This window comes from Cryobacterium soli (assembly GCF_003611035.1).
In the GTDB taxonomy this organism is placed as follows: Bacteria; Actinomycetota; Actinomycetes; order Actinomycetales; family Microbacteriaceae; genus Cryobacterium; species Cryobacterium soli.
This window is the reverse complement of sequence record NZ_CP030033.1, coordinates 2081613-2107708: the sequence shown is the minus strand read 5'-3', so window position 1 is coordinate 2107708 and position 26096 is coordinate 2081613. Positions and strand designations below refer to the sequence as shown.

21 protein-coding genes are annotated in these 26096 nt (G+C 66.0%); 18 read left to right on the top strand and 3 right to left on the bottom strand.

Annotated features, from left to right (window positions below; all coding sequences use genetic code 11):
• Positions 1–49 precede the first annotated feature (49 nt).
• Entirely contained in the window at positions 50–1210 is a 1161-nt protein-coding gene (locus tag DOE79_RS09595) for a cystathionine gamma-synthase (protein ID WP_120338306.1), read from the top strand.
• Positions 1211–1404: 194 nt separating this feature from the next.
• The gene (locus DOE79_RS09590) at positions 1405–2079 is read left to right on the top strand and encodes a cyclase family protein (RefSeq protein WP_120338305.1); all 675 of its coding nucleotides are present in this window, start codon (positions 1405–1407) and stop codon (positions 2077–2079) included.
• 99 nt (positions 2080–2178) lie between these two features.
• Here DOE79_RS09590 and DOE79_RS09585 read toward each other — a convergent pair whose 3' ends face one another.
• Positions 2179–4209, bottom strand: coding sequence for a beta-galactosidase (locus tag DOE79_RS09585; protein WP_120338304.1), 2031 nt, complete (start codon positions 4207–4209; stop codon positions 2179–2181).
• Positions 4210–4399: 190 nt separating this feature from the next.
• On the opposite strand from DOE79_RS09585, the gene DOE79_RS09580 reads away from it, so the two are divergent.
• The 12 genes from DOE79_RS09580 to DOE79_RS09530 all read left to right on the top strand — a co-directional run bounded on the left by DOE79_RS09580 (position 4400) and on the right by DOE79_RS09530 (position 18010).
• Positions 4400–5701, top strand: a complete 1302-nt coding sequence (locus tag DOE79_RS09580) for an ABC transporter substrate-binding protein (protein ID WP_120338303.1) — start codon at positions 4400–4402, stop codon at positions 5699–5701.
• Between the two features lie 98 nt (positions 5702–5799).
• On the top strand, positions 5800–6768 hold the full coding sequence (locus DOE79_RS09575; protein WP_425455706.1) for a carbohydrate ABC transporter permease: 969 nt from the start codon (positions 5800–5802) through the stop codon (positions 6766–6768).
• 2 nt (positions 6769–6770) lie between these two features.
• Positions 6771–7676 carry a carbohydrate ABC transporter permease gene (locus DOE79_RS09570; RefSeq protein WP_120338302.1) on the top strand — a complete coding sequence of 302 codons (906 nt, stop codon included), beginning with the start codon at positions 6771–6773 and terminating at the stop codon, positions 7674–7676.
• A gap of 19 nt (positions 7677–7695) precedes the next feature.
• Complete coding sequence (locus DOE79_RS09565; RefSeq protein ID WP_120338301.1) at positions 7696–8712, top strand: LacI family DNA-binding transcriptional regulator; 1017 nt, start codon at positions 7696–7698, stop codon at positions 8710–8712.
• Between the two features lie 157 nt (positions 8713–8869).
• On the top strand, positions 8870–9889 hold the full coding sequence (locus DOE79_RS09560) for a LacI family DNA-binding transcriptional regulator (protein ID WP_120338300.1): 1020 nt from the start codon (positions 8870–8872) through the stop codon (positions 9887–9889).
• Between the two features lie 186 nt (positions 9890–10075).
• A complete protein-coding gene (locus DOE79_RS21035; RefSeq protein ID WP_281270301.1) occupies positions 10076–10204 on the top strand; it encodes a hypothetical protein in 129 nt (42 codons plus the stop codon).
• Positions 10201–10911 (top strand): L-ribulose-5-phosphate 4-epimerase, encoded by a 711-nt coding sequence (locus tag DOE79_RS09555; protein ID WP_066592387.1) that lies wholly within the window; start codon positions 10201–10203, stop codon positions 10909–10911. Before DOE79_RS21035 ends, DOE79_RS09555 begins: the two co-directional genes overlap by 4 nt.
• Positions 10911–12443 carry an L-arabinose isomerase gene (araA, locus tag DOE79_RS09550; protein WP_120338299.1) on the top strand — a complete coding sequence of 511 codons (1533 nt, stop codon included), beginning with the start codon at positions 10911–10913 and terminating at the stop codon, positions 12441–12443. The genes DOE79_RS09555 and araA overlap by 1 nt, the downstream gene beginning before the upstream one ends.
• Positions 12444–12570: 127 nt before the next feature.
• Complete coding sequence (chvE, locus tag DOE79_RS09545; RefSeq protein ID WP_181445888.1) at positions 12571–13650, top strand: multiple monosaccharide ABC transporter substrate-binding protein; 1080 nt, start codon at positions 12571–12573, stop codon at positions 13648–13650.
• Between the two features lie 84 nt (positions 13651–13734).
• Positions 13735–15264 (top strand): multiple monosaccharide ABC transporter ATP-binding protein, encoded by a 1530-nt coding sequence (mmsA, locus tag DOE79_RS09540; RefSeq protein WP_120338298.1) that lies wholly within the window; start codon positions 13735–13737, stop codon positions 15262–15264.
• A gap of 33 nt (positions 15265–15297) precedes the next feature.
• Positions 15298–16539, top strand: coding sequence for a multiple monosaccharide ABC transporter permease (gene mmsB / locus DOE79_RS09535; protein WP_066592399.1), 1242 nt, complete (start codon positions 15298–15300; stop codon positions 16537–16539).
• Positions 16540–17011: 472 nt separating this feature from the next.
• Positions 17012–18010, top strand: a complete 999-nt coding sequence (locus DOE79_RS09530; protein WP_162942692.1) for a type IV toxin-antitoxin system AbiEi family antitoxin domain-containing protein — start codon at positions 17012–17014, stop codon at positions 18008–18010.
• A gap of 13 nt (positions 18011–18023) precedes the next feature.
• Here the strand turns inward: DOE79_RS09530 and DOE79_RS09525 are convergent, their stop codons facing one another.
• Positions 18024–19037 (bottom strand): LacI family DNA-binding transcriptional regulator, encoded by a 1014-nt coding sequence (locus DOE79_RS09525; protein WP_220094310.1) that lies wholly within the window; start codon positions 19035–19037, stop codon positions 18024–18026.
• 151 nt (positions 19038–19188) lie between these two features.
• On the bottom strand, positions 19189–20718 hold the full coding sequence (locus tag DOE79_RS09520; RefSeq protein WP_120340257.1) for a sugar ABC transporter ATP-binding protein: 1530 nt from the start codon (positions 20716–20718) through the stop codon (positions 19189–19191).
• Between the two features lie 338 nt (positions 20719–21056).
• Between DOE79_RS09520 and DOE79_RS09515 the strand changes: the two genes are divergently transcribed.
• The 4 genes from DOE79_RS09515 (at position 21057) to DOE79_RS09500 (ending at position 25818) form a co-directional block, all read left to right on the top strand.
• Positions 21057–22058, top strand: a complete 1002-nt coding sequence (locus DOE79_RS09515) for an ABC transporter substrate-binding protein (RefSeq protein ID WP_120338296.1) — start codon at positions 21057–21059, stop codon at positions 22056–22058.
• A 138-nt stretch (positions 22059–22196) separates the two neighbouring features.
• Complete coding sequence (locus tag DOE79_RS09510; protein WP_120338295.1) at positions 22197–23723, top strand: sugar ABC transporter ATP-binding protein; 1527 nt, start codon at positions 22197–22199, stop codon at positions 23721–23723.
• Positions 23720–24796 carry an ABC transporter permease gene (locus tag DOE79_RS09505; protein ID WP_120338294.1) on the top strand — a complete coding sequence of 359 codons (1077 nt, stop codon included), beginning with the start codon at positions 23720–23722 and terminating at the stop codon, positions 24794–24796. Before DOE79_RS09510 ends, DOE79_RS09505 begins: the two co-directional genes overlap by 4 nt.
• Positions 24793–25818: an ABC transporter permease subunit gene (locus tag DOE79_RS09500; RefSeq protein WP_120338293.1), complete on the top strand. Its 1026-nt coding sequence runs from the start codon at positions 24793–24795 to the stop codon at positions 25816–25818. Before DOE79_RS09505 ends, DOE79_RS09500 begins: the two co-directional genes overlap by 4 nt.
• Positions 25819–26096 lie beyond the last annotated feature (278 nt).

Below are 26096 nucleotides of genomic sequence, written 5' to 3'. Positions count from 1 at the left end.
CCCCGCACCCACACGTATACATCCCGACTTTCTTCGAAAGAGACCCACCATGAGCCAGTCCGAGAACCAGAAGTTCAGCACCATCGCCATCCACGCCGGCCAGGAGTTCGACCCGACCACCGGAGCGGTCATCCCGCCGATCTACCAGACCTCCACCTATGTGCAGGACGGCATCGGGGGCTTGCGCGGCGGCTACGAGTACAGCCGCGGCGGCAACCCCACCCGCACCTCGCTCGAGACCATGCTCGCGGCGCTCGAGGGCGGCAAGCACGGCCTCTCGTTCGCCAGCGGCCTCGCCGCCGAAGACAGCCTGCTGCGCGCGGTGCTCAAGCCCGGCGACCACGTGGTGCTCGGCAACGACGTCTACGGCGGCACCCACCGGTTGATCAACCGGGTGCACGGCGCCTGGGGTGTGCGCAACACCACGGTGGAGATGAGCGACCTCGCCGCCGTCGAGGCCGCCATCATCCCCGGCGAGACCAAGATCCTCTGGGTGGAGACGCCCAGCAACCCGCTCATGAAGATCAGTGACATCGCCGGCCTGGTCGAGATCGGCCACCGCCACGGTGTGCTCGTGGTCGTCGACAACACCTTCGCGTCGCCCGCCCTGCAGCAGCCCCTCGCGTTCGGCGCCGACGTGGTCGTGCACTCCACCACCAAGTACCTCGGCGGCCACTCCGACGTGATCGGCGGCGGCCTCGTCATCAACGACGACGAGCTCGCCGAGAAGACCAAGTTCATCCAGTTCGCCGCCGGCCCCGTCTCGGCGCCGCTGGACGCCTGGCTCACCGTGCGCGGCATCAAGACCCTCGCGGTGCGCATGGAACGGCACAGCAGCAACGCCCTGGCCATTGCCCGGTACCTCGAGACCCACCCGGCCATCGAGAAGGTCTACTACCCGGGACTGGAGAGCCACCCCGGCCACGAGCTGGCCGCGTCCCAGATGAGCGCCTTCGGCGGCATGCTCTCCCTGGCGTTCCGGGGCGGCGAGAGCGCGGCCCGGCTCTTCGCCGAGTCGATGCACCTCTTCCAGCTGGCCGAATCGCTCGGCGGAGTGGAATCCCTGGTCAACTACCCGTCCGAGATGACCCACGCCTCTGTGCGCGGCACCGAACTCGAGGTGGCGACCAACATCGTGCGGCTCTCGGTCGGCATCGAAGACCTCGACGACCTGCTGGCCGACCTCGCCCAGGCCCTGCCCGCCAGCTGACCGGCGAGCGGATGCCGGCGGCGTCTCGCCGGAGCGCCGCGGGCCGGCCCCGGCGGGGCCGGCCCCGGGTGAGCGTGATCCCCGGTCATGGCGGTAAATCGACGGAGAGTGGCCAGCCGGAGAGCGCCGTGACCCGCTGGGCCCGGCACACTGGAGGCTCACCTCCACGGCCCGACCCAGCAGGAGACACCCGCATGACGACATCCCACTCCCGCCTCGTCGACCTCAGCCACGAGATCAGCGCCGGCCTGGTCACCTACCCCGGACTGCCCGTTCCGGTGATCACCCCGCACCTCACCCGGGCGGACTCGCGCAGCCACTACACGGCAGGTACCGAGTTCGCGATGGACACGATCACCATGCTCGGCAACACCGGCACCTACCTGGACAGCCCGTTCCACCGCTACGACGGCGGAACCGACCTGGCCGGGCTGGCGCTCGATGCCCTGGCCGACCTGCCTGCCCGCGTGTTCAGGCACGATCTGGCGGCGGGGCGCGGGATTCCGGCGACGCTCTTCGACGGGGAGGAGCTCACCGGAACCGCCGTGCTGCTGCAGACCGGCTGGGACGTGCACTTCGGCACTCCGGCCTACGCGGCCGGAGCACCCTTCCTCACCGAGGCCGGGGCGGCAGCCCTGGTGGCGGCCGGGGTGACCCTGGTGGGGATCGACTCGTTGAACATCGACGACACCGAGTCCGGGGGAACCCGGCCGGCGCACTCGCTCCTCCTGGCCGCGGGCATCCCGGTCGTCGAACACCTCACCGGGTTGGCCGCCCTGCCCGAACGGGGCGCGCACTTCTTCGCCGTGCCGCCGCGCGTTCGTGACTTCGGTACCTTCCCGGTGCGCGCGTTCGCGCGGGTGCCCTGACCGCCCGCCAACTGGTCCCCAACCGAGCATCTGCACCCGGTGCGCCGGGTGCAGATGTCCGCACGGGGACGAGGTGGGCGGGGCGTGGAGCGGGGCCGGCTACCGGGGCGTCCGCACCACCCGGGTGAGGCCGGCGGGCACGAGCACGGTGCCATCGACTGGCGTGTTCGTGAGCAGCTCGGTGCCGGTGGCTTCGATGGCCTGGTCGGCATCCGTGTGGTTGATCAGGAACCTGAAATCGTCGGTTTCCGAGGACCGGGTGATCGCCTCGACGCCATCGGCGCCGCGAGCCGCCTCGATGCCGGCGCTGTTGAGCACGTCCAGCAGCAGGGAGTCGAGGTCGGCGCCGTCGAGCTTCGTCGACACGTACCAGGCCGCACCCGACCCGAAGCTGTTGCGGGTGATCGCCGGGCCGCCGGATGCGGGGCCGTCCACATAGCGCGCCAGCACCTCGGCACTGGAGACGACGATGTCGTCTGCCCAGGCCGTGCCGGTGCGCGAATCGCTGAGCGTGACGGTCTCCGTCTCGTGCAGGGGCAGGAACTCGGGGATGGTGAGGCCGAGGACCTCCCGCAGGGCACCCGGCGCGGCGCCGGCGTAGACGGTGTCGTTCTCGTCCACAATGCCGGAGAAGTACGACACCAGCAGGGTGCCGCCGCCGCGAACGTAGGCGGTGATGTTCTCCGACGCGGTCGGCCCGGCGAGGTAGAGGCTCGGTGCGATGACGAGCGCATACGAGTCGAGGTCCGCGGTCGGGTGCACGAAGTCCACCGTGACGTTGCGCTTCCAGAGCGCGCGGTAGAAGGCCTCGATGCGTTCGCGGTGGCCCAGTTCCACGCTCGGTCGCCACTCGAAGTCCTGAGCCCAGAAGGATTCGGTGTCCCAGATCAGCGCCACCCGCGCATGCACGCGGGAGGTGCGCACATCGGCCAGTGCGCCAAGCGACCGGCCGAGGGCGACCACCTCGCGCCAGATTCGGGTGTCGGCGCCGGCGTGCGGCAGCATCGCCGAGTGGAACTTCTCGACCCCGAAGCGTGAGGCGCGGAACTGGAAGAACAGGATCCCGTCGGCGCCGCGAGCGAGGTGCGACAGTGAGTTGCGGGCCAGCTCGCCGGTGCGCTTGGCGATGTTGCGCGGCTGCCAGTTGACGGCCCCGGTGGAGTGCTCCATCAGGATCCAGGGCGCCCCGCCGGCCAACGATCGGGTGAGGTCGGCATCCATCGCCAGCAGGATGTGGTTGTCGGCGCGTTCGGCGACGAGGTAGTGGTCGTTGGCGACGACGTCCACCTCCCTGCTCCACTTCCAGTAGTCGGCGGAGAGACAGTTGGTGGCCATGAAGTTCGTGGTCACGGGGATGTCCGGGGTGAAGCGACGGATGACGTCGCGCTCGTTGATGTAGCACTCGAGCAGCGCGTCCGAGGTGAACCGGTGGAAGTCCAGCCGCTGGGCCTGGTTGCTCACCGACGCGGATTGCCGGGGCGCATCGATCTCGTCCCATTCGCCGTAGACCTGGCCCCAGAAGGTGGTGCCCCACTTCTCGTTGAGCACCTCGAGGGTGCCGTAACGGGCCTGCAGCCAGGAGCGGAAGGCCAGCACGGAATGCTCGTCGTAGGAGTCACTGATCGGTGCGCCGTATTCGTTGTGCACGTGCCACAGCACGAGCGCGGGATGGTTCGCGTACCGGCGGGCCAGCTGCTCCGTGATGGCCGCGGCGGCGCGGCGGTAGTCGGGGCTGGACGGGCTGACCATGCCGCGGGATCCGTTACCCAGGGTGATGCCGTCCCGGGTGACCGGACGCGAATCCGGGTACTTCTTCCAGAACCAGGCCGGCGGTGCGGCCGTGGGGGTCGCCAGGTCCACGTCGATGCCGGCTTCGTGCAGCAGCGTGATGATGTCGTCGAGCTGGGTGAAGTCGTACTCGCCCTCGCGCGGCTCCAGGATGCCCCAGGCGAAGATGGCGACGCTGACCAGGTTGATGCCCGCCTCCTTCATCAGCTCGATGTCCTCGAGCCAGGTGGCCCGCGGCCACTGCTCCGGGTTGTAGTCGCCGCCGTAGCGGATGCCGGTCGCACCGTGCAGCAGGCGCTGCATGGCGGGGGAGCTGACGGGGGTGGGGGTATCGATCGGCATTGGCCTGAGGCTCCTTCTACTGTGTGCGCTCCCAGTTCTAGCACAGCAAATGCGCCGAGACCAGATGATATTCCCACGTTGACAACGCCAGAATTGTGTGAATTACTAGTACCGCTCCCAGCCGCTGGCGAAATCACCGGCGATATTCTCGGGCGCCACTCACAGCACCAGCTTTCATCAAGGAGGACGAATGCGCACGTCAATTCGGGTCGGGGCCGTGGCCATGGCCACAGCGGCAACGCTGCTCATGTCAGGTTGTTCGGCGAACACGGGTGGCGGTGACGACGGGCCGGTTGAACTCAACTACTGGGCCTGGGCGCCGAACCTGGAGCAGGTCGTGGACATCTGGAACGAAGACAACCCCGACATCCAGGTGACCGTGCAGAAGCAGGACGGCGGCGACCCCGCGATCACCAAGCTGCTCACGGCCATCAAGGCCGGCAGCGGTGCGCCCGATCTGATCCAGGCGGAGTACCAGAAGATCCCCACCCTGGTGTCCTCCGATGCGCTTGCGGACCTGAGCGAGTTCGGCGCCGGCGACATTGAAGATTCCTTCTCCGACGGCGTGTGGGACTCCGTCACGCTGGGCTCTGACGCCATCTACGCGATCCCGCAGGACAGCGGCCCCATGATGTTCTTCTACCGCGCCGACATCTTCGAACAGCTCGGCCTGAGTGTTCCCACCACCTGGGACGAGTACGCCGAGGTCGCGCGGGCCGTGCACGCCGCCGACCCGGCCAAGTACCTCGGCACCTTCTCGTCCAACGACGCCGGCTGGTTCACCGGCATGGCCCAGCAGGCGGGTGCTTCCTGGTGGGGCATCGACGGCGAGGCCTGGAGCGTCGACATCGACAAGACGCCCACCGAAACCGTGGCCGGCTACTGGGGCGGTCTCGTCGAAGAGGGCGCCATCGACAACAAGCCGATGTACACGCCGGAGTGGAACGCCGGCCTCAACGACGGCACCCAGGTGGGCTGGCTGAGCGCAGTCTGGGCCCCCGGCGTGCTCGGCGGCAACGCGGCCGACACGGCCGGGCTCTGGAAGGCGGCTCCGATGCCGCAGTGGGACGCTGACGCACCCGCCACCGGCAACTGGGGTGGCTCGTCCACGGCTGTGACCACGCAGTCCAAGCACCAGGAGGCGGCCACCAAGTTCGCGACCTGGCTGAACACCGACGCTGAGGCCGTGCAGGCCCTCGTCAAGACCTCGGGCATTTACCCAGCCGACGCCGCCCAGGCCAAGGCAGCGCTGACCTCGCCGCCGGAGTTCTTCTCCAACCAGCCTGACTTCTACGATGTCGCCGCCGATGTGGCCGCCACCGTGAGCCCCTTCACCTACGGGCCCAACGTGAACGTGGCCTACAGCGCCTACAACGACGAGTTCGCGAAGGCGGCTGACGCCAAGACCCAGAGCGCGTTCCTGGATGCGGTCACCGCGATGCAGAAGATCACGACAGACGACATGAAGAAGAGCGGCTTCACCGTCAAGTAGCCCGTCACGCAGCACCTCGCTGTATCCCCGGGTCCGCCGGCCATCGTCGGCGGACCCGGGCCACCCCCATCCACGACCCCACCGATTGAGGACAACTCGTGACAGTGACAGAGGCCCCCGCGGCCGCCCGGACCAGCACGCCGCCGGTGCGCCGAGGCCGAGGCACCTTCCGATCCAGGGTGCTCGTGCCGTACGCGATGCTCGCCCCCGGCATCATCCTGTTCGTGGCCTTCATGGCCGCGCCCATCGTCTACACCCTGTTCCTGAGCTTCCAGAAGACCAAGGTCTCGGGCCTCGGACTGGGCTCCGGAGCGCGCACCGCGGTCTTCGCCGGGATCGACAACTACGTCACCACCCTCACCAACACCGAGTTCGGGGCCAGTGTCGGCCGGGTGCTGCTCTACGGCTTCATCCTGATCCCGCTGATGCTGGGTCTGGCGTTGCTCTTCGCACTGCTGCTGGACTCGCGCCGCACCCGCGCGGCCGGCTTCTCCCGCACCGCCATCTTCCTGCCCTACGCCGTTCCCGCCGTGATCAGCTCGCTGCTGTGGGGCTTCCTCTATCTGCCCGCGGTGAGCCCGTTCTACTTCGTCTTCGACAAGCTCGGCTGGGATGTGCCATCCCTGCTCTCCGCCGGCGGGGTGACCTTCGCCATCGCCAACATCGCACTCTGGGGCGGCGTCGGCTTCAACATGATCGTCATGTACACCTCGCTCAAGTCGGTGCCCTCCGACATCTACGAGGCGGCCAAGCTGGACGGCGCGAGCGAGATCCAGATCGCGCTGCGCATCAAGATCCCCATCATCGCCCCGGCCATCGTGATGACCGCGCTGTTCTCCATGGTCGCCACGCTGCAGGTCTTCGCCGAACCCACCACACTCCGCCCGCTCACCAACTCCCTCTCCACCAGTTGGTCGCCGCTGATGCTGGTGTACCGGGATGCCTTCACCCGCGACGACATCTACTCGGCCGCCGCCACCTCGATCGTCATCGCCCTGGTGACCTTCGCCTTCTCGTTCCTGTTCCTGCGCGTCGTGCAGAAACGCGCCTTCGGCCAGGAGGACTGACCATGACCACCTCATCCACCCTCTCCCGGCCCGACCGGGCAGAGCGCAAAGCACAACGCGACTCGGCACGCACCTTCCGGCAGAAGGCCAGCCCGGTCTCCACCGGCATCCTCATCATCGGCGCGATCTACTGCCTGTTCCCGGTCTTCTGGGTGCTGATGGCATCGAGCAAGGACAGCTCCGAACTGTTCTCCACCTTCACCCTGATGCCCAGTAGCCACCTGTGGGACAACATCGTGGAGCTCAGCCAATACCGCAACGGCCTGTTCTGGCGGTGGGTGCTCAACACCGCCATCTACGCCGGCGTCGGCGCATTGGCGTCCACCTGGATCTCGGCGATCTCCGGCTACGTCCTGGCCAAGTTCGAGTTCCCCGGCAAGAAGGTCGTCTTCTCGATCCTGCTGATGGGCGTGCTTGTGCCCGGCGTGATCCTGGCGATCCCGCAGTACTTCCTGCTCGCCGAAGTCGGGCTGACCAACACCATGTGGTCGGTGTTGCTGCCCCAGATCATCAGCCCGTACGGCATCTACCTGGCCCGGATCTACGCGGCCGCCTCGGTGCCGACCGAGGTCATCGAAGCCTCCAGAACCGAGGGGGCCGGCGAGCTGTACATCTTCAACCGCATCGCCCTGCCGATGATGGGCCCGGGTCTGGTGACGATCTTCCTGTTCCAGTTCGTGGCCGTGTGGAACAACTTCATGCTGCCGTACATCATGCTCGGTGACGACAAACTGTTCCCGGTCACCGTTGGGCTCAGCGGCCTGCTCAACCAGGGCGCCTCGGCACCGTCGATGTACACCCTGGTGATCACCGGAGCGCTGCTGTCCATCATCCCGCTCATAATCCTGTTCCTCGTCTTGCAGCGCTACTGGAAGGTGGACCTCGCCGCCGGCGCCGTCAAGGCCTGACGCTCGCTAGGATTCACACGTGACCCCGCCCCCCGCGAAGCGCCGCCCGACCATCGACGATGTGGCGGCGGCCGCCGGCGTGTCCCGCGGCACGGTGTCCCGGGTGCTCAACGGCGGCCACTGGGTGAGCCCGGATTCCCTGGCCTCGGTCAATGCCGCCATCAAGAAGACGGGCTACCGGGTCAACCCGCACGCCCGGAGCCTCGCGACGAGCCGCGCCAACTCCGTGGCCTTCCTCCTCACCGAGGCCCACGAGCGCCTGTTCGAGGACCCCAACTTCGCCGTGCTGATGCGGGGAGCGTCCAAAGCCCTGTCCGCCCACGATATTTCGCTCGTGTTGATCATGGCGGGCAACGAAGACGAACAGCGCCGCGCCACCGAGTTCATCACGGCGGGCCACGTCGACGGGGTGCTGCTGGTCTCCTCGCACAGCAGCCGGCGAGGCCTGATCTCTGAGATCATTGCCGCCGGTGTGCCGGCGATCGCGTGTGGCGTGCCCTTGGGCTTCGAAAAGAAGATGGGTTACGTGGCCGCCGACGACTACGACGGCGCCGGCGAAATGGTGCGCTACCTCGCCGGCCTCGGTCGCACACGGATCGCCACGATCGCCGGCCCCGAAGATACCTCGGGCGGCATACGTCGGTACGACGCCTACGTCGATGAACTCGGCGACGCCTTCGACGCCTCCCTGGTGGCGCGCGGCGACTACAGCCGAGCCAGCGGGGCGCTCGCGATGACCGAGCTCCTGGAACGGAACCCCGACCTGGATGCGGTCTTTGCCGCCAACGACGTGATGGCCGCCGGTGCCATCGACGTGCTTCTCGCCCAGGGCCGGCGCGTGCCGGAGGATGTTGCCGTCGGCGGGTTCGACGACGCCCCGATCGCCACGATGACCACTCCCGCGATCACCACGATGCACCAGCCGTTCGAACGGATCAGCGAGGAGATGGTGCGCCTGTTGCTGCGCGTCATCGACGGAGAGCGCCCGGCGGCCATCGTCCTGCCGACCGACCTGGTGGTACGCGAGAGCGCGTAGACGGCTCCGCCCGGCCCCGTTCGCAATTGTGACTGTCACATCTGCTCTCTCACCTCTCATGTGACTGTCACATCGAGGATGCCCTCCGGGTCCGACCCGTGCATAATTGGGGTGCGTTCACATTTGTGACCGTGCACATTCGAACGAGGCCTGTCCCGTGTCAGCTGAACTGCCCAAGAGTCGCGCACCCAGCATCCGGGATGTCGCGCGCCTTGCCGGTGTGTCGCACCAAACGGTCTCCCGCGTGCTCAACAACCATCCGAGCATCCGCGATTCGACCAAGGCCCGCGTGCAGCAGGTCATGGAGGACCTGCAGTACCGGCCCAACCGGGCCGCCCGGGCACTCTCCCGCGGCACCTCGCGAACGATAGGCGTTCTGTCGGCGTCGAGTTCGCAGTACGGACCGGCCAGCAGCATCGCTGCCATCCAGGATGCCGCCAGGGACGCCGGGTACTACGTGAACACGGCCAACCTCACCTCGGTCGACCCGGAGTCGATCGAGGCGGCCCTCGACCACCTGATGCTGCAGTCCGTGGAGGGGATCGTCGTGATCGCCCCGCAGATGCGAGTCTTCGACGTGCTCGAGCAGCTGTCGATCTCGGTGCCGTATGTGACCCTGCAATCCACCGGACGACTCAACGACCACGGGCTCTCCGTGGACCAGATCTACGGTGCCCGGCTGGCCACCCGTCACTTGATCGACCTCGGGCATCGCAATATCTACCACCTCGCCGGCCCGCAGGACTGGATCGAAGCAGAGGCGCGAATGCGCGGCTTCCTGGACGAGATGGGAGCCATGGACGTGCCGACCACGGCACCGATCCTGGGTGACTGGACGGCGGACTTCGGGTATTACGCCGGCCGGGAACTCCTGCGGGTGCGCGACTTCACGGCCATTTTCTCCTCGAACGACCAAATGGCGCTCGGCCTGATGCACGCCATCCGCGATGCCGGGCTGGACATTCCGGGCGACGTCAGTGTCATCGGTTTCGATGATATTCCGGAAGCGGCACACTTCTGGCCGCCGCTCACGACCGTGCGCCAGGACTTCTCCGAGCTCGGCCGGCGCTGCATGGCCCTGCTGCTCGACGACATCACCGATGGGCCCGAGGAGGAGCGCAGCGCCATCATCCCGGAGCTCATCGTGCGCGCCTCCACAGGTCCGCCGGCCTTCTGACCGGCGGGCGACTCGGCGGCCGCGATTGCGATTCGGGAGACCTGGACGGGGCGTTACGCAAAAGTGACCAACCGAACTTGACAGATGATTCCCAGATGCGGCTAACATGAGGTCAGCAATGTGACCGTTCACATTGGGTGTCACATTCGCACCACCAGCACCACCTCAGACAAGGGAGTCGATTCTGTGAGCACGTCCACCGCTCAGCACGCCGCACCGGCAGCCGCTGCAGACGAGTCATACGTCGCCGGAATCGACCACGCACCCTCCTCGGACCGGTTCATCGCCGTCGAGACCGAGTCGGTGTTCGCATGAGCACTTTCGGACCGCAGATCGAGGTGGCGATTGCGCGGGTGCGGGCGGATATCGCGCGCTTGCACGGGGAGCTGACCAGCAATGGTCTGGTCGTGTGGACTGGCGGGAATGTGTCGGGCCGGGTGCCGGGTGCGGACCTGTTCGTGATCAAGCCCAGTGGGGTGGATTACGCGGATCTGGCGCCGGAGAACATGATCCTGTGCGATCTGGACGGCGCTGTTGTTCCGGAGACGCCGGGTTCGGACCGGTCGCCGTCCAGCGACACTGCCGCGCACGCGTATGTGTACCGGCACATGCCCGAGGTCGGCGGGGTGGTGCACACGCATTCCACCTACGCGACGGCGTGGGCGGCGCGCGGTGAGGAGATCCCGTGTGTGATCACGGCGATGGCTGATGAGTTCGGCGGTCCCATTCCGGTGGGCCGGTTCGCGATCATCGGCGATGACACCATCGGGCAGGGCATCGTGGAGGCGTTGACGGGGCACCGCTCGCGTGCGGTGTTGATGCAGAACCATGGCCCGTTCACCATCGGCAAGGATGCCCGCGACGCGGTCAAGGCCGCTGTCATGGTCGAGGACGTCGCCCGGACCGTGCATCTGGCCCGTCAGGGCGGGGAGCTCATCCCGATCCCGCAGGACGCGATCGATTCTCTTTTCAACCGTTATCAGAATGTCTACGGACAAGCACCGCAAGGAGCACTCAAGTAATGTCACTCTCCACCCCCACCGCCCTGGCCACGACCTTGGATTCCTACGAGGTGTGGTTCCTCACCGGCAGCCAGAACCTCTACGGCGAGGAGACCCTGCGGCAGGTCGCCGAGCAGTCGAAGGCGATCTCGGACGCGTTGAACGCGTCGAGCGCCGTGCCCGTGACCGTGGTGTGGAAGCCGGTGCTCAAGGATGCGGAGTCCATCCGTCGGGCCGCGCTGGATGCGAACAGTGATGACAGTGTGATCGGTCTGATTGCGTGGATGCACACGTTCTCGCCGGCGAAGATGTGGATCGGCGGCCTGAACGCGCTGACCAAGCCGTTGTTGCACCTGCACACGCAGGCGAACGTGGAGCTGCCTTGGAGCGAGATCGACTTCGATTTCATGAACCTGAACCAGGCCGCGCACGGTGACCGGGAGTTCGGCTACATCCAGACCCGTCTCGGTGTGTCGCGGAAGACCGTTGTCGGGCATGTGTCGAACCCGGCCGTGACCGCGTCGATCGGCACCTGGACGCGTGCTGCGGCCGGGTGGGCGGCGTCCCGGAGCATGAAGCTGGCCCGGTTCGGCGACAACATGCGTTACGTCGCGGTGACCGAGGGCGATAAGACCGAAGCGGAACTGCGGTTCGGCGTGCAGGTGAACACCTGGTCGGTCAACGAACTCGCCGACAGTGTGCACGCCCAGACGGATGCCGACATCGACGCTCTCGTGGCCGAATACGAAACCCTCTACGACGTCGCCCCCGAGCTCAAGGTCGGCGGAGACCGGCACGAGTCGCTCCGGTACGGCGCCGCGATCGAGCTGGGCTTGAAGTCGTTCCTGGAAGCGGGCGGGTTCAGTGCGTTCACCACCAACTTCGAAGATCTCGGCGCGCTCAAGCAGCTGCCCGGCCTGGCCGTGCAGCGCCTCATGGCGCAGGGCTACGGCTTCGGCGCCGAGGGCGACTGGAAGACCTCGATCCTGGTGCGGGTGGCCAACGTGATGGGTTCGGGTCTGCCCGGTGGGGCGAGCCTGATGGAGGACTACACCTACGACCTCACCCCCGGCGCCGAACTCATCCTCGGCGCCCACATGCTCGAGGTCAGCCCGGCCCTGGCGACCGAGAAGCCCACCCTGGAGATCCACCCGTTGGGCATCGGCGGCAAGGACGACCCGGTGCGCCTGGTCTTCAACGCCGCCCCGGGACCCGCCGTGGTCGTCGCAATGAGCGACATGCGCGACCGATTCCGCCTCGTCGCGAACGTCGTCGAGGTCGTCGAACCCACCGCGGCCCTGCCCAAGCTCCCGGTCGGCCGGGCCGTTTGGGCGCCCGAACCCGACTTCGCGACATCCGCCGCAGCCTGGCTCACCGCCGGCGCCGCCCACCACACCGTCATGTCGACAGCCGTCGGCATCGAGGTGTTCCACGATTTCGCCGAGATAGCTCACACCGAGCTCCTCGTGATCGATAAGACCACCACCCTGCGGGACTTCACCCGCGAGGTGCGCTGGAACCAGGCCTACTACCGCCTCGCGCAAGGCCTGTAACACCCCTGCATCACCAACACACAGCACCATCAGCTTTTTACGTATTGACATCAATGTCGATTGACAACACGAAAGGAAACACCCAGTGAAGTTCAAATCACTCCTCGGCGTCCTGGCAACTGGAGCCATGGTCGTATCCCTCGCCGCCTGTTCAGGCGGAGGCTCCGGCTCTGACGCGGGCGCCGGCGACGGCGGCCTCGTGGGCGTCGCGATGCCCACGAAGTCCTCTGAGCGCTGGATCAACGACGGCAACGCCGTCAAGGAACAGCTCGAAGCCAAGGGCTTCAAGGTCGACCTGCAGTACGCAGAAGACGACATCCCCACCCAGGTCTCCCAGATCGAGAACATGATCACCAAGGGCGCCAAGGCCCTGATCGTCGCCTCCATCGACGGCACCACGCTCACCAGCGTGCTCCAGGACGCCGCAGACGCCGACATCCCCGTCATCGCCTACGACCGACTGATCCGCGACACCGACAACGTCAGCTACTACGCCTCCTTCGACAACTTCAAGGTCGGCCAGCAGCAGGCTTGGTCCATGCTCAACGGCCTGGGCCTGGTCGGGCTCGACGGAACGCCCACCGACGGTGCCCCCGCCGGCCCGTTCAACGTCGAGCTCTTCGCCGGTAGCCCGGACGACAACAACGCCACGTTCTTCTACAACGGTGCGATGGACGTCCTCCAGCCCCTCATCGATGACAAGACCATCGTCGTCAAGAGCGGCCAGACCGACTTCAACACGGCGGCGACGCTGCGTTGGGACGGCGAAGAGGCACAGAGCCGTATGGAGAACATCCTGACGTCGACGTACTCCGACGGCAGCAAGGTGAACGGCATCCTCTCCCCGTACGACGGCATCTCCCGAGGCATCATCTCTGCCCTCGAGGGCGCCGGCTACTCGACGGGTGCTGAATGGCCCGTCATCTCCGGCCAGGACGCCGAGCTCGACTCGGTCAAGGCCATCGTTTCCGGTGAGCAGTACGCCACCATCTTCAAGGACACCCGCAAGCTGGCCGAGGTCGCCGTCTCGATGACCCTCGCGCTGCTCAACGGTGACACCCCGGAGATCAACAACACCACCGACTACGACAACGGCGTGAAGGTTGTGGACTCCTACCTCCTCGACTCCGCAATCGTGGTCAAGGACAACATCACGGAGCAGCTGGTTGACAGCGGCTACTGGACCCAGGCCGAGATCGACGGCTAAGAGTCACGTGTTCTGACCGGCCGGCGGGGCTCACGCCCCGCCGGCCGGTCACCACAAAGCATTAGACCTCAGAAAGGAACGCACGTGACCACCAACATCCTCGAGATGCGCGGTATTACCAAGACCTTCCCCGGCGTCAAGGCGCTACAGGACGTGACGCTCAATGTCGCTCGCGGCGAAGTTCACGCCATCTGTGGTGAGAACGGCGCGGGCAAGTCCACGCTTATGAAGGTGCTCAGCGGCGTATACCCGCACGGCACCTACACCGGCGACATCGTCTTCGAAGACGAAGTCGTTGAATTCAAAGACATTCGGGACAGCGAAGCCAAGGGCATCGTCATCATCCACCAGGAACTCGCCCTGAGTCCCTACCTCTCCATCGCGGAGAACATCTTCCTCAACAACGAACAGCGCGGCGCTCTCGGCCTGATCGACTGGAACAAGACCAACAGCGAGGCCGTCAAGTTGCTCGCCCGCGTGGGCCTGCGCGAGAACCCGACGACCAAGATCATGGACATCGGTGTCGGCAAGCAGCAGCTCGTGGAGATCGCCAAGGCCCTCTCCAAGCGCGTGAAGCTTCTCATCCTGGACGAGCCGACGGCCGCCCTCAATGACGAGGACTCCGACCACCTGCTCAACCTGATGCTGCACCTCAAGGGCCAGGGGATCACCTCGATCATCATCAGCCACAAGCTGAATGAGATCAAGAAGGTCTCCGACGCCGTCACGGTCATCCGCGATGGCAAGGCCATCGAGACGATCGCCAAGCAGGAGGTCACCGAAGACCGCATCATCAAGGACATGGTCGGCCGCGACCTCGAACACCGCTACCCGGATCACACGCCCAACATCGGCGAGGAGATCCTGCGGGTCGAGGACTGGACCGCTCACCATCCTCAGGACCCCAACCGGGTCATGGTCGACAACGTGAACCTGAACGTGCGCCGCGGCGAGATCGTCGGCATCGCCGGCCTCATGGGCGCCGGACGCACCGAGTTCGCGATGAGCCTGTTCGGCCGCACCTACGGCAGCCGCATCAGCGGCAAGGTCTTCAAGGCGGGCAAGGAGATCAAGACCCGCACGGTGACCGAAGCGATCGACAACGGCATCGCCTACGCCACCGAGGACCGCAAGACCTACGGCCTCAACCTCATCGAAGACATCAAGCGCAACATCTCGATGGCGTCCCTCGGCAAGCTCGTCAAGGGCGGGCTCGTCGACGACAACGAAGAATTCAAGATCGCCAACGAGTACCGCACGAGCATGAACATCAAGGCGCCGACTGTGCTGGCCAAGACCGGGAAGCTCTCCGGTGGCAACCAGCAGAAGGTCGTGCTGTCGAAGTGGATCTACTCGAACCCCGATGTGCTGATCCTGGATGAGCCCACCCGCGGCATCGACGTCGGAGCCAAATACGAGATCTACGCGATCATCAACGCCCTCGCCGCACAGGGCAAGGGCGTCATCGTGATCTCGTCCGAGCTGCCGGAACTGATCGGCATCTGCGACCGCATCTACACCCTTTCCGAGGGACGCATCACGGGAGAATTCCCCATCGACGATGCCACCCCGGAAACCCTCATCAAGCACATGACCATGGAAAAGGCCCGTTAGCGTCGGCGCTATCGGAATAGGAGAAACGTCAAAATGAGTGATCTCGACACCAAGCCGGCGAGCAACACGGCCGCAGGCGCACAAGTCAATCCCAGCAACTCCAAGGTGGGGGCCTGGCTCAGCCATGTCGTCACCGACCTCGGCAAGAACGGTATCTTCATCGCGCTGATCGTGGTGGTTGTGCTGTTCAGCTTCCTGACCGACGGCATCCTGCTGCGGCCGCAGAACATCTCGAACCTGATCGTGCAGAACGGCTACATCCTTGTTCTCGCGGTGGGCATGGTGATGGTCATCATCGCCGGCCACATCGACCTGTCGGTCGGATCGGTCGCCGCCTTCGTCGGTGCCGTGTCCGGTGTGTTCGCGGTGAACTGGGGTCTGCCCTGGTGGCTGTCCGTCATCCTGTCGCTCCTGGTCGGCGCCCTCGTGGGTGTCTGGCAGGGCTTCTGGATCGCGTTCGTGGGCATCCCCGCCTTCATCGTGACCTTGGCCGGCATGTTGATCTTCCGCGGGCTCGCGCTCGTGGTGCTCGGCAACGCCAACATCGGTTCCTTCCCGGCCGAGTACCGTGCCCTGGGCAACGGCTTCCTCACGGACATCTTCGGTGAGTTCGAGCTGGACCCGCTCACCCTGGGTGTCGCAGCCCTGGCGGTCATCGCCCTGATCGTGCAGCAGGTGCGCACCCGTCGCGGCCGTGCGTCGTACGGCCAGGAGGTGGAGCCGCTCGCCTGGTTCATCGCCAAGCTCGTTCTGATCACCGCAGGTATCGGCCTGTTCGCTTACGCCCTCGCCTCCTACAAGGGCATCCCGGTCACCCTGATCGTGCTGGCCGTGCTGGTGCTGGTCTACGGCATCATCATGAACCGCAGCGTCTTCGGTCGTCACATCTACGCCATCGGTGGCAACCTGCACGCCGCTGAGCTCTCCGGTGTGAAGACCCGCAACGTGACGTTCTGGCTGTTCGTGAACATGGGCGTGCTCGCTGCCCTCGCCGGCCTGATCTTCACCGCCCGCCTGAACCTGGCCGGCCCGAAGGCCGGTGACGGCTTCGAACTCGAGGCCATCTCCGCCGCCTTCATCGGTGGCGCGGCCGTTCAGGGTGGTGTCGGCACCATCGGTGGCGCCATCATCGGTGGTCTGATCATCGGTGTGCTGAACAACGGCATGTCGATCATGGGCATCGGTATCGAGTGGCAGCAGGCCGTCAAGGGCCTCGTGCTGCTCCTCGCCGTGGCCTTCGACGTCTACAACAAGCGTCGCGCCGGCGGCCGCTAACCGCTCCGCCCCATCCGGCCGCTGGCCCCGCATCCTCTCTACGGATGCGGGGCCAGCGGTCTCTCTGCGTCCGCCCGCTCCCGCCCCGCGCATGCATGGTCAGTGTCGCGGCGCACCTTTGGTGTCGTGGCGCACGTTAGCTGGCAATCTTTCCTGCGCCGCCAGGTTTTTCCTGCGCCGCGAGTGCGTTTGCCGCGGCACGGTGGGGACCAGTCGGCGGGTGGTCCTCCACAGGGGGCCGTGTGTCACCTGGTCGCACAGGGCGTGGCTCAAGCGCGTGCGGAGCTCGGGGCAGGACGCATCGTGCGGTATGGCCAATTCGCAGAACGTCCCTCCCCGCCGCCCGAGCGCCACAGGGCCGGCGGCTGTCGATAGGTTTCAGCCCTCCGTGCACCCGTTTGTTCCCGTCGCGGATGTCGTGGCGTTGAGGTTTGGCGGGCTGCTTCCGACCTTCGCATTGCGGGAGGTGGGCGTGACTTCCGACACTCTGCGGGGCCTGTGCCGATCGGGGGTACTACACGGCATCCGCCGCGGTGTGTATGTGACGGCAGAACGCTGGCGCGCCGCCGGCGTCGACGAGCGGTACCGTCTCCTGGTGCGGGCGACAGCGCTGGCTGCGGGGCGCATTCCGGTGTTGTCGCACCAGTCCGCCGCCGTATTGCACGGTCTGCCGATCATCGGCGGCTGGCCGGCGACCGTGCACACCAGCACGCCGGATGCCAGCGGTGGCAATACCGCCCGCTCCACCACCGGACACCGCGGGCCCGTACCGGGGAAGGTGCAGACAATTGACGGGTGCCAGGTGACATCACTTGCTCGCACGCTGGTGGATGTGGCCGCCTCCTCATCGTTTCTGGTGGGGGTGACCATGATGGATCACGCGCTTCGGGTCGCGCAGCCGTGGGACGGGCGAGCTCGGAGTGAGCACGGGATCGACGTGGGCCAGCACTCGGATGGGCGCGGTAGGCCGACGGGAGCGGCGTCGCGTGAGGTGGATCCAACGCGGGCGGTCCCAACGATGTTGTCGGGGGTGACCAAGGAGGACCTGTATCGGGAGCTGGACGCCGTGAACCCTCGGACAGGACGGCGCCGGGCGGAGCAGGCCATTGCGTTTGCGAGCCCGCTCGCGGCGAACCCTGGGGAGACGCTCAGCCGGGTGCGGATCTTTGAGCTGGGCTTCGAGGTGCCGGAATTGCAGGTGCGCTTCCCCGACATCCTGGGCGGTGACGTCTGGGTGGACTTCTTCTGGCGCCGGGTGCGCAAGATCGGCGAGTTCGACGGGTTCCTCAAGTACGGATCGGGGCCGGTGCTCGGTGACCGCGACCCCAGCGCGGTGGTGTGGGCGGAGAAACAACGCGAGGATGCCCTGCGGGCCCGGGTGAACAGTTTCGACCGGTGGGGCTGGGAACTGGCGTTCTCGCCGCCCCGGTTTTTCGCCTTCCTCACCGAACGGGGTGTTCCCCGCGCCTGATCGGACGGCGAGGTCAGGCCTCGGCGTCGATCCGGCGGGTGGATGCCCGTTCGATGAGCGCGGGCACCGATGCCGCCACAGGGGAACCGTCGCCGTTGATCTGCCCGAGCAATTCGCTGAGCATGTCCCGTCCGATGCGCTCGAAGTCCTGCCGCACCGTGGTGAGGGGCGGCGACAGATGCTCGGCCTCCGGGACGTCATCGAACCCGACGATGCTGACGTCGGCCGGAACCGATCGACCACGTTCGGACAGGGCGTGCATGAGCCCCACCGCCATCTGGTCGTTGGCCGCGAAGATGGCCGTGAGACCCTCCAGATCGCAAGCCTTCCCGAAGTTGTACCCCGCGGAGGGCGACCAGTCCCCGATGCCGATGCGCCGCGCTTCCAGGCCGCGGGAGGCCAACTCGTCCCGCCAGCCACGCTCCCTTTCCCTGGCATCGATCGAATCGCTCGGGCCGGCCAGGTGCGCGATATGCCGGTGGCCGAGGCCGGCCAGGTAGGCCACGGCGGTCCTGGCGCCGCTGTACTGGTTGGCTCCGACCGTGGTGATGCCGGTGCGGGGTGTCGCCTCCAGCGCCACGACGGGGATGGCCAGTTCCATACCGGCGACGACGTCGACGACCCCCTGGCGGCTGGTGATCACCGCGATTCCCTCGACATTCTGCCGGAGGAACGCCTCGACGACCGCCCTGATCGCAGCGGGCTCGGTGTCGATGAGGCTGGCCGTGAAGACCGACCAGGAAGCCTTGCGGGCGGCGGCGTTGAAGTAGAGCTGTGTCGATGCCGGACCGAATTCGGGGGTGCCGGTGGCGATGAGCCCGATGGTGCGCGAGCGGCGGGTGACCAGGGCGCGTGCGGCGGGGGAGGGCACGTACCGGAGCTTCTTGATGGCGTCCTCGACGCGCACCCGGGTAGACGCTCGGACGTTGGGCAGGTCGTTGAGCACCCGGGAGACCGTCTGGTGCGATACTCCGGCGAGTCGCGCGACGTCGAAGATGGTCGCCTGGCGGGGAGTTTCCTCTCTCACGGCGATCCCTTTCCCTGCGGCTGACGAGGCCCCACCTGTCCGCGGTCGATCGTCACGCGGAACATGCGGCCAGCCCACTGAGCGCAGGGTTGTGTCACCGATTCTAGACGAGTGCCCCGGCCGGTGATCGCCAGGCGTACGCCCCTACGGGTCACCGCGGATCCCCCTGCGGCTCCTCGTCCTCCGCGCCGTCGGCGATGACGGTGAGCAATCGTTCGACGGTGAGGTCGTGATTGGGGATGTCGGCCACCTTCCTGCGATCGCGGAGAATCGCGACCCGGTTGCTGATCCGCAGCACCTCCTCGAGCTCGGCCGAGATGAACACCACCGCGAGCCCGTTCTCGGCGAGGTTGGTCACCAGGGTCTGGATTTCGGCCTTGGCGCCGATATCGATGCCCCTGGTCGGCTCATCCAGGATCAGGAGACGCGGTGCGATGGCCAGCCATCGAGCCAGGAGCAGCTTCTGCTGGTTGCCGCCGGAGAGATGCCGCACCAGCGCCTCCGGGTTGGGCGGCCGGATATTCAATGCCTGGATATAGCTGAGCGCGAGTTCATCCTGCCGCCTACGGGAGATACGACGGAACCAGCCGAGATCGGCCTGCAAGGCGAGCACTATGTTGTCGCGCACCGTCAGGTCCCCGATGATGCCCTCGCCTCTGCGGTCCTCCGAGGCGTAGGCGATCCGGCGCTTCAGCGCATCCCGCGGCCCACGGAATTTCTGTACGGAACCGTCGACGAATACGCTGCCGCGGTCGGGGCGGTCGATGCCCGCCAGCAGCCGGGCGAGTTCGGTGCGCCCGGAGCCGAGCAAACCGGCCATGCCCACGATCTCCCCCTCGTAGACGGTCAGGTCGATCGGCTCGATGGCCCCGTCCCGGCCGAGCCCGATGGCGTTGACCAGCGGCAGTTCGCCGCCGAGCGCTTCCTCGACCTCTCGTTCACTCGTGCGGTTCTGCATCTCGGAGAGAACCGACAGCTCGGCGCCGACCATCTTCTGCACCAGGTCGATGCGGAGCAGCTCATCCGTGAGGTACTCGCCGACGAGCCGGCCGTCACGAAGCACCGTGAGTCGGTCGGAGATCTCATAGACCTGCTCGAGGAAATGCGAGATGAACAGGATGGCCACGCCGGCCTCCTTGAGGTGGGCGATCACCCTGAAGAGCTCGGTGACCTCGTCGTTGTCCAGGCTCGAGGTGGGCTCGTCGAGGATCAGCACCTTGGGCTGCACCGCAACGGCCCGCGTGATGGCGATGAGCTGCTGCACGGCGAGTGAATGGTCCCCCAGAGTGGATGCCGGGTCGATCTCGAGGTTCATGCCCCGCAGCATCTCGCCGGCCTGCCGGCGCGTGCGTGGCCAGTCGATTCCACCCCACGGGCGGCGGGGCTCGTGTCCGAGCAGGATGTTCTCGGCCACGCTGAGATTGGGCAGCAGGTTGATCTCCTGGTACACCGTGCTCACGCCGGCCCGCTGCGCGTCGCCCGGGCTCGCAAACGCCACCTCGGCCCCGTCGACCTCGATGCGTCCTCCGTCGATGCGGTAGACGCCGGTGAGTGCCTTGATCAGGGTGCTCTTGCCCGCACCGTTCTCGCCCAGCAGGGAGTGAACCTCGCCGGGGAACAGCCTGAAGTCCACGGAATCCAGCGCGGTGACGCCGGGAAACGTGACGGTGATGCCGGTCATGACGACGATGGGTTCGGCTCTGCTCCCGTGCACGGCGCGACCTCCTCGTCTCTCCTGAATGTTAGGGTTCACAACTGGTTCGGCGCAAGACTCGGCGACGGGCTCTCGCCCGCCGGGAAAAGGCCTTGACAACGGGCTGGAGACGCGGATAGCCTCCGAAAAGAGCAATTGTGAAGGCTAACAATTGATTCCGACATCGAAGTCAGAAACGATCAAGCGGCTGGCTTAGTGCAAATTGTTAGCGATCACACATCGCTTGGGCACCTCAGCAGTTCACTCGAACACATTCATTCTGCAGGCACGACGCTCGTGCCGGCAGGTCTCAAGGAGGAGATCACATGGCACCCACAACACGGTTCAGAGCGTTCACGGGGCTGGCCCTCGCCGGAGCTCTGGCTTTCAGTCTCGTCGCCTGTTCGTCGGGGTCTGGCGACACGGCCGCCTCCGATGGCGGTGACAGCGGGGACCTCACCACTGTCGGATTCGTGGCCGTCGGCCCAGAGGGCGGATGGCGCACGGCGAACGAGCAGAACATCCAGGACGCGTTCTCGAAGGAGAACGGCTTCGACCTCAAGTACGCACCGTCCAGCAACGGCGACCAGAATTCACAGATCACGGCGTTCACGTCGTTCATCGATGAGGGCGTTGACGCGATCCTGCTCTCCGCTACCGAGGCAACGGGCTGGGAGGACGTTCTCAAGCGAGCGCAGGAGGCCGAAATTCCGGTGGTCCTGCTCGACCGCGGCATCGAACCGAACGACGAGAGCCTCTACACGAGCCGGATCGCTCCGGACAACGTGGGCATCAGCGAGTCGGCCGCCGAATGGGCCAACGGGCAGTTCCCGGACGGTGCGAACTACGTCGTCCTCGAAGGCCCTCCCGGGCTCTCGGTGGTCAACGACCGCAACAAGGGCTGGGATGAGGCCGTCGCGGCCAACCTGACCAAGCTGGAGAGCCAGTCGGCCAACTGGTCGACCGAAGAGGCCAAGAGCGTCTTCGAGACCATGCTCAAGGCCAACAACAACAACATCCAGCTGGTGTTCGCTCAGAACGACGAGATGGGTCTTGGCGCGGCTCTTGCGGTGGAGGAGGCCGGGCTCGTGCCCGGCACCGACGTGAAGATCATCACCATCGACGGCACCAAGGCCGCCCTCGAGGCCCTCGCAGCGGGCCGGCTCAGCTTCGTGGCCGAGTACAACCCGCTCTTCGGGGATGACGCCATCGAGGTCGTGAACGCGGCCCTGGCCGGCGACGACGTGGAGTCCAGCATCGTCGTGCCGAGCACGACATTCGACTCGCCCGAGGCGGCCACCGCGGCTCTGCCCGACCGTCAGTACTAACCGGCGAGGATCCATCCGCGACGCACGCGGGGTCGTTCCTGCGGCCAACCGGCCGCAGGAACGACCACACCCCTTCGTGGCAGGTTCGCCACGCTCAACGACGAGGCCGGCATACCGGCAGGACGACCAGGCAGAGACATGGCAGCGACACAGCCGATCGTGGAGATGGAGAACATCTCGATCGAGTTCCCTGGGGTCAAGGCGCTCCAGAACGTGAACTTCCGACTCTTCCCGGGTGAAGTGCATACCCTGATGGGCGAAAACGGGGCCGGCAAGTCCACCTTGATCAAGGCTCTCACCGGCGTGTACAAGGTCGACTCAGGCACCATCACAGTGTCCGGCGTTCCGCGCCGGTTCGCGGGCACCGCGGATGCGCAGGGCGCCGGAATCTCCACTGTCTATCAAGAGGTCAACCTGTGCGACAACCTCACCGTGGGGGAGAACGTGATGCTCGGCCACGAGATTCGCGGGCCCCTCGGCATCAATTGGCGCAAGACCCACGAGGCGGCCCACGAGGCGCTGATCCGGTTGGGCCTGGGCGAGCTGGATCCCAAACAGCCGCTCTCCAGCATCTCCCTCGCCCTGCAGCAGCTGGTCGCGATCAGCCGCGCGATGGTCACCGACTCGACAGTACTGATTCTCGACGAACCAACCTCCAGTCTGGACGCGAACGAGGTGGAAGGCCTGTTCACCGTGATCCGCCGGCTGCGCAGCGAAGGCGTGGCGATCCTGTTCGTGTCGCACTTCCTCGACCAGGTGTACGCGATCAGCGACCGGCTCACCGTGCTTCGGAACGGCGTTGTCGTCGGCGAACACCGCACCACAGCCCTGTCGCGCAACCAGCTCATCTCGGAGATGATCGGCAAGGACGTGGACACTCTCAACTCGCTGGGCTCCCACCGGTCCCGGGTCGTGCACTCGGGCGGCGCACCGTATTACAGTGCGAAGGACCTGACCCGGAAAGGCTCGATCGAACCCGTCGACATTGAGGTGCATGCCGGTGAAGTCGTGGGCCTTGCCGGTCTGCTCGGCTCCGGCCGCACCGAGCTCGGCCGACTCATCTACGGTGCCGACAAGCCCGACGCCGGCACGGTCACCATCGACGGCAAGGCCACCGAGGTGACCAGCCCCGTCGGCGCCTTGGCGCAGAAGATCGCCTTCTCCACCGAGAATCGCCGCGACGAGGGCATCGTGGGGGACCTCACCGTGCGGGAGAACCTGGTGCTGGCGGTGCAGGCCCGCCGCGGCTGGGCCCGGCCGCTGTCCCGGCGCGAGCAGATGGCCATCTGCGACAAATACCTGGCGGAGCTCAACGTGCGACCTGCCGACCCGGAGCGCGCCGTGCGGGACCTGTCCGGCGGAAATCAACAGAAGGTGCTCTTGGGTCGCTGGCTGGCCACCCAGCCGGAACTCCTGATCCTCGACGAGCCGACCCGCGGCATCGATGTCGGGGCCAAGGCTGAGATCCAGGAGACTATCGTGGCGCTAGCCGATGACGGCATGTCGGTGATCTTCATCTCATCCGAACTGGAGGAAGTCGTGCGCCTCAGTGAACGCATCATCGTACTGAAGGACCGCCGGAAGATCGGCGAGATCGTCAACGGACCCGAGGTGACCGCAGAGTCAATCGTTGATCTGATCGCTTCTGAAGGGAGCGCCTCATGACCATCCCGGCCTCACGTTCCTCCACGGCGGTGCGCATGGTCACCGCGCTGTTCCACCAACCGTATGTCTGGGCGATCGTGGCCCTCCTGTTGCTGCTCGTCGTCAACCTCACCAAGAACCCCGGCTACCTCGGGGTGTCGGTCAACCCGGCCACCGGCAATCTGTCGGGCAACGTCATCGACATCTTGCGGGCCAGCGCGCCGATCATGATGATCGCGGTTGGGATGACCCTGGTCATCGCCACCCGGGGCATCGACCTGTCGGTCGGGTCGGTCATGGCCGTTGCCGGGGCCGTCTCGATGGAGTTCATGAAGAACACCGGGACCGGATCGTTCGGCACGGCGGCCATGGCCGTGGTCCTGGCACTCGGGATCAGCGCGATTCTCGGAACCCTCAACGGCATCCTCGTCTCGATCGTGGGCTTGCAGCCGTTCATCACCACCCTGGTGATGATGCTCGCCGGCCGGGGCTTGGCCAAGGTGATCACGGCTGGGCAGAACACCTCGGTGACGAACGAATCGTTCCGGTGGATTGCCAACGGCACGATCCTCGGGTTCCCCGTGGTGTTCGTCATCGCCGTGCTGATCGTGGCGGTGCTGGCCGCCCTGGTGCGCCGCACCGCGCTGGGCCTCATGATCGAATCGATCGGCATCAACCCCAAAGCGGCCCGAATGGCCGGGATCCGCCCGGTGGGCATCCTCATCTCCGTCTATATAGTGAGCGCCGTGCTCGCCGGCGTGGCCGGGATCTTCAGCACCGCCAGCGTGATGACGGTGGAGGTGGCGAAGACGGGCATGACCGCCGAAATGGATGCGATCCTCGCGGTTGTGATCGGCGGGACCTCGTTGGCCGGAGGCAAGTTCTCCCTCACCGGCAGCATCATCGGCGCGCTGTTGATCGCGACGCTCGACAAGACCATCGTGTACATGTCCATTCCGTCGTCGGCGACGCCGGCCTTCAAGGCCGTGGTCATCGTGATCATCTGCCTCCTGCAGTCCCCCCGGGTGCGCTCGATGTTCAACAGGCGCAAGACCCGCGTCATCATCATGGAGAAGGAAGCGGTGCAGGCATGACCATCACCGAACTCGATCGGCCGGCCGCACCTTCGCTGCTGTCGCGAATGAAGCCGAACCTCGAGACGCTGCCCACTCTGGCCGCGGTGGCGATCTTCGTCGCCATGCTGATCTATGGCGAAATCGCCTACGGGCGGATCGTGGCGTTCAGCACCATCTCGAACCTTCTGATCAACAACGCCTATCTGATCATCCTGGCCGTCGGTCTCACCTTCGTCATCCTCACCGGCGGCATAGACCTGTCGGTGGGGGCCGTGATCGCCATCAGCAGCCTGGTCGGGGTGATGCTTGCCAACGCCGGCTGGAACCCGCTCATCGTCATCGTGCTGATGATCCTGATCGGCTCGGTCTTCGGCGTCGCGTCGGGGGTGCTGATCCAGTACTTCAACGTGCAACCGTTCATCGCGACCCTGGCGATGATGTTCCTCGCCCGTGGGCTCGCCTCTATTCTCAGTACGACGCCGCAGCGGCTCGAAGACGATTCGGTGATCCGCACCCTGTCCACCCAGTGGAAGGTCTACGACGGACCCAAGATCGACGACCTGGTGACGACACCGAATGTGCTCATCGCCGCCGTCGTGGTCATCGTCGCCTTCTTCCTGCTGCACCGCACCCGGTTCGGGCGCACGGTCTATGCGATCGGCGGCTCCGAGCAGTCGGCGCTCTTGATGGGGCTGCCGGTGGTGCGCACGAAGCTGGCGATCTACATCATCAGCGGCACTCTCGCCGGACTGGCCGCCGTGGTTTATACCTCCAAGCTCGGCATCGCGCAGAACATCACCGGGGTGGGCTGGGAGCTCGACGCCATCGCCGCGGTCATCATCGGCGGCACGTTGCTCACCGGTGGCGCCGGGTTCGTGCTCGGCTCCGTCATCGGAGCCCTGGTGCTGGGGCTGATGAACGTGCTCATCACCCGCGACGGTGGCATCCCGCCGGAGGCGACCACAATCATCACCGGCGGCATCTTGTTGGCCTTCGTGCTGCTGCAGAGATTCGTGGTGTCCCGCAAACGCAAGGCGTGATGGCCGGCCGGGCCGTTTGCGACACTCCGACGCGCCCGGCGCCGGATTCCACAGGTCGGAATCGTGGTGTTCCTCGACCTGTGGATAACTCTGCGCCCGCCCGCGTGATTCTGCGGCTTTTCGGCGTGCCGCCCTGTTGACAACCAGTGGAATGTCGGTGGATAAGTACATAATTGTAATTCCCGCATGTAGTGGCCGTTCCCATTGGGGATCACTAGATGTAGTATTGAAGTCCAAGCAATCGCACAACGCCTGAAACTGAACTTCGCACCTCACGG

Bases quoted from the DNA above. Each gene is read 5' to 3' on its own strand.
- DOE79_RS09505 (WP_120338294.1), top strand. From the start codon at position 23,720: ATGACCATCCCGGCCTCACGTTCCTCCACGGCGGTGCGCATGGTCACC.
- DOE79_RS09595 (WP_120338306.1), top strand. From the start codon at position 50: ATGAGCCAGTCCGAGAACCAGAAGTTCAGCACCATCGCCATCCACGCC.
- DOE79_RS09590 (WP_120338305.1), top strand. From the start codon at position 1,405: ATGACGACATCCCACTCCCGCCTCGTCGACCTCAGCCACGAGATCAGC.
- araA (WP_120338299.1), top strand. From the start codon at position 10,911: ATGTCACTCTCCACCCCCACCGCCCTGGCCACGACCTTGGATTCCTAC.
- DOE79_RS09500 (WP_120338293.1), top strand. From the start codon at position 24,793: ATGACCATCACCGAACTCGATCGGCCGGCCGCACCTTCGCTGCTGTCG.
- chvE (WP_181445888.1), top strand. From the start codon at position 12,571: ATGGTCGTATCCCTCGCCGCCTGTTCAGGCGGAGGCTCCGGCTCTGAC.
- DOE79_RS09580 (WP_120338303.1), top strand. From the start codon at position 4,400: ATGCGCACGTCAATTCGGGTCGGGGCCGTGGCCATGGCCACAGCGGCA.
- DOE79_RS09585 (WP_120338304.1), bottom strand. From the start codon at position 4,209: ATGCCGATCGATACCCCCACCCCCGTCAGCTCCCCCGCCATGCAGCGC.
- DOE79_RS09510 (WP_120338295.1), top strand. From the start codon at position 22,197: ATGGCAGCGACACAGCCGATCGTGGAGATGGAGAACATCTCGATCGAG.
- DOE79_RS09520 (WP_120340257.1), bottom strand. From the start codon at position 20,718: ATGACCGGCATCACCGTCACGTTTCCCGGCGTCACCGCGCTGGATTCC.
- mmsB (WP_066592399.1), top strand. From the start codon at position 15,298: ATGAGTGATCTCGACACCAAGCCGGCGAGCAACACGGCCGCAGGCGCA.
- DOE79_RS09570 (WP_120338302.1), top strand. From the start codon at position 6,771: ATGACCACCTCATCCACCCTCTCCCGGCCCGACCGGGCAGAGCGCAAA.
- DOE79_RS09515 (WP_120338296.1), top strand. From the start codon at position 21,057: ATGGCACCCACAACACGGTTCAGAGCGTTCACGGGGCTGGCCCTCGCC.
- DOE79_RS09555 (WP_066592387.1), top strand. From the start codon at position 10,201: ATGAGCACTTTCGGACCGCAGATCGAGGTGGCGATTGCGCGGGTGCGG.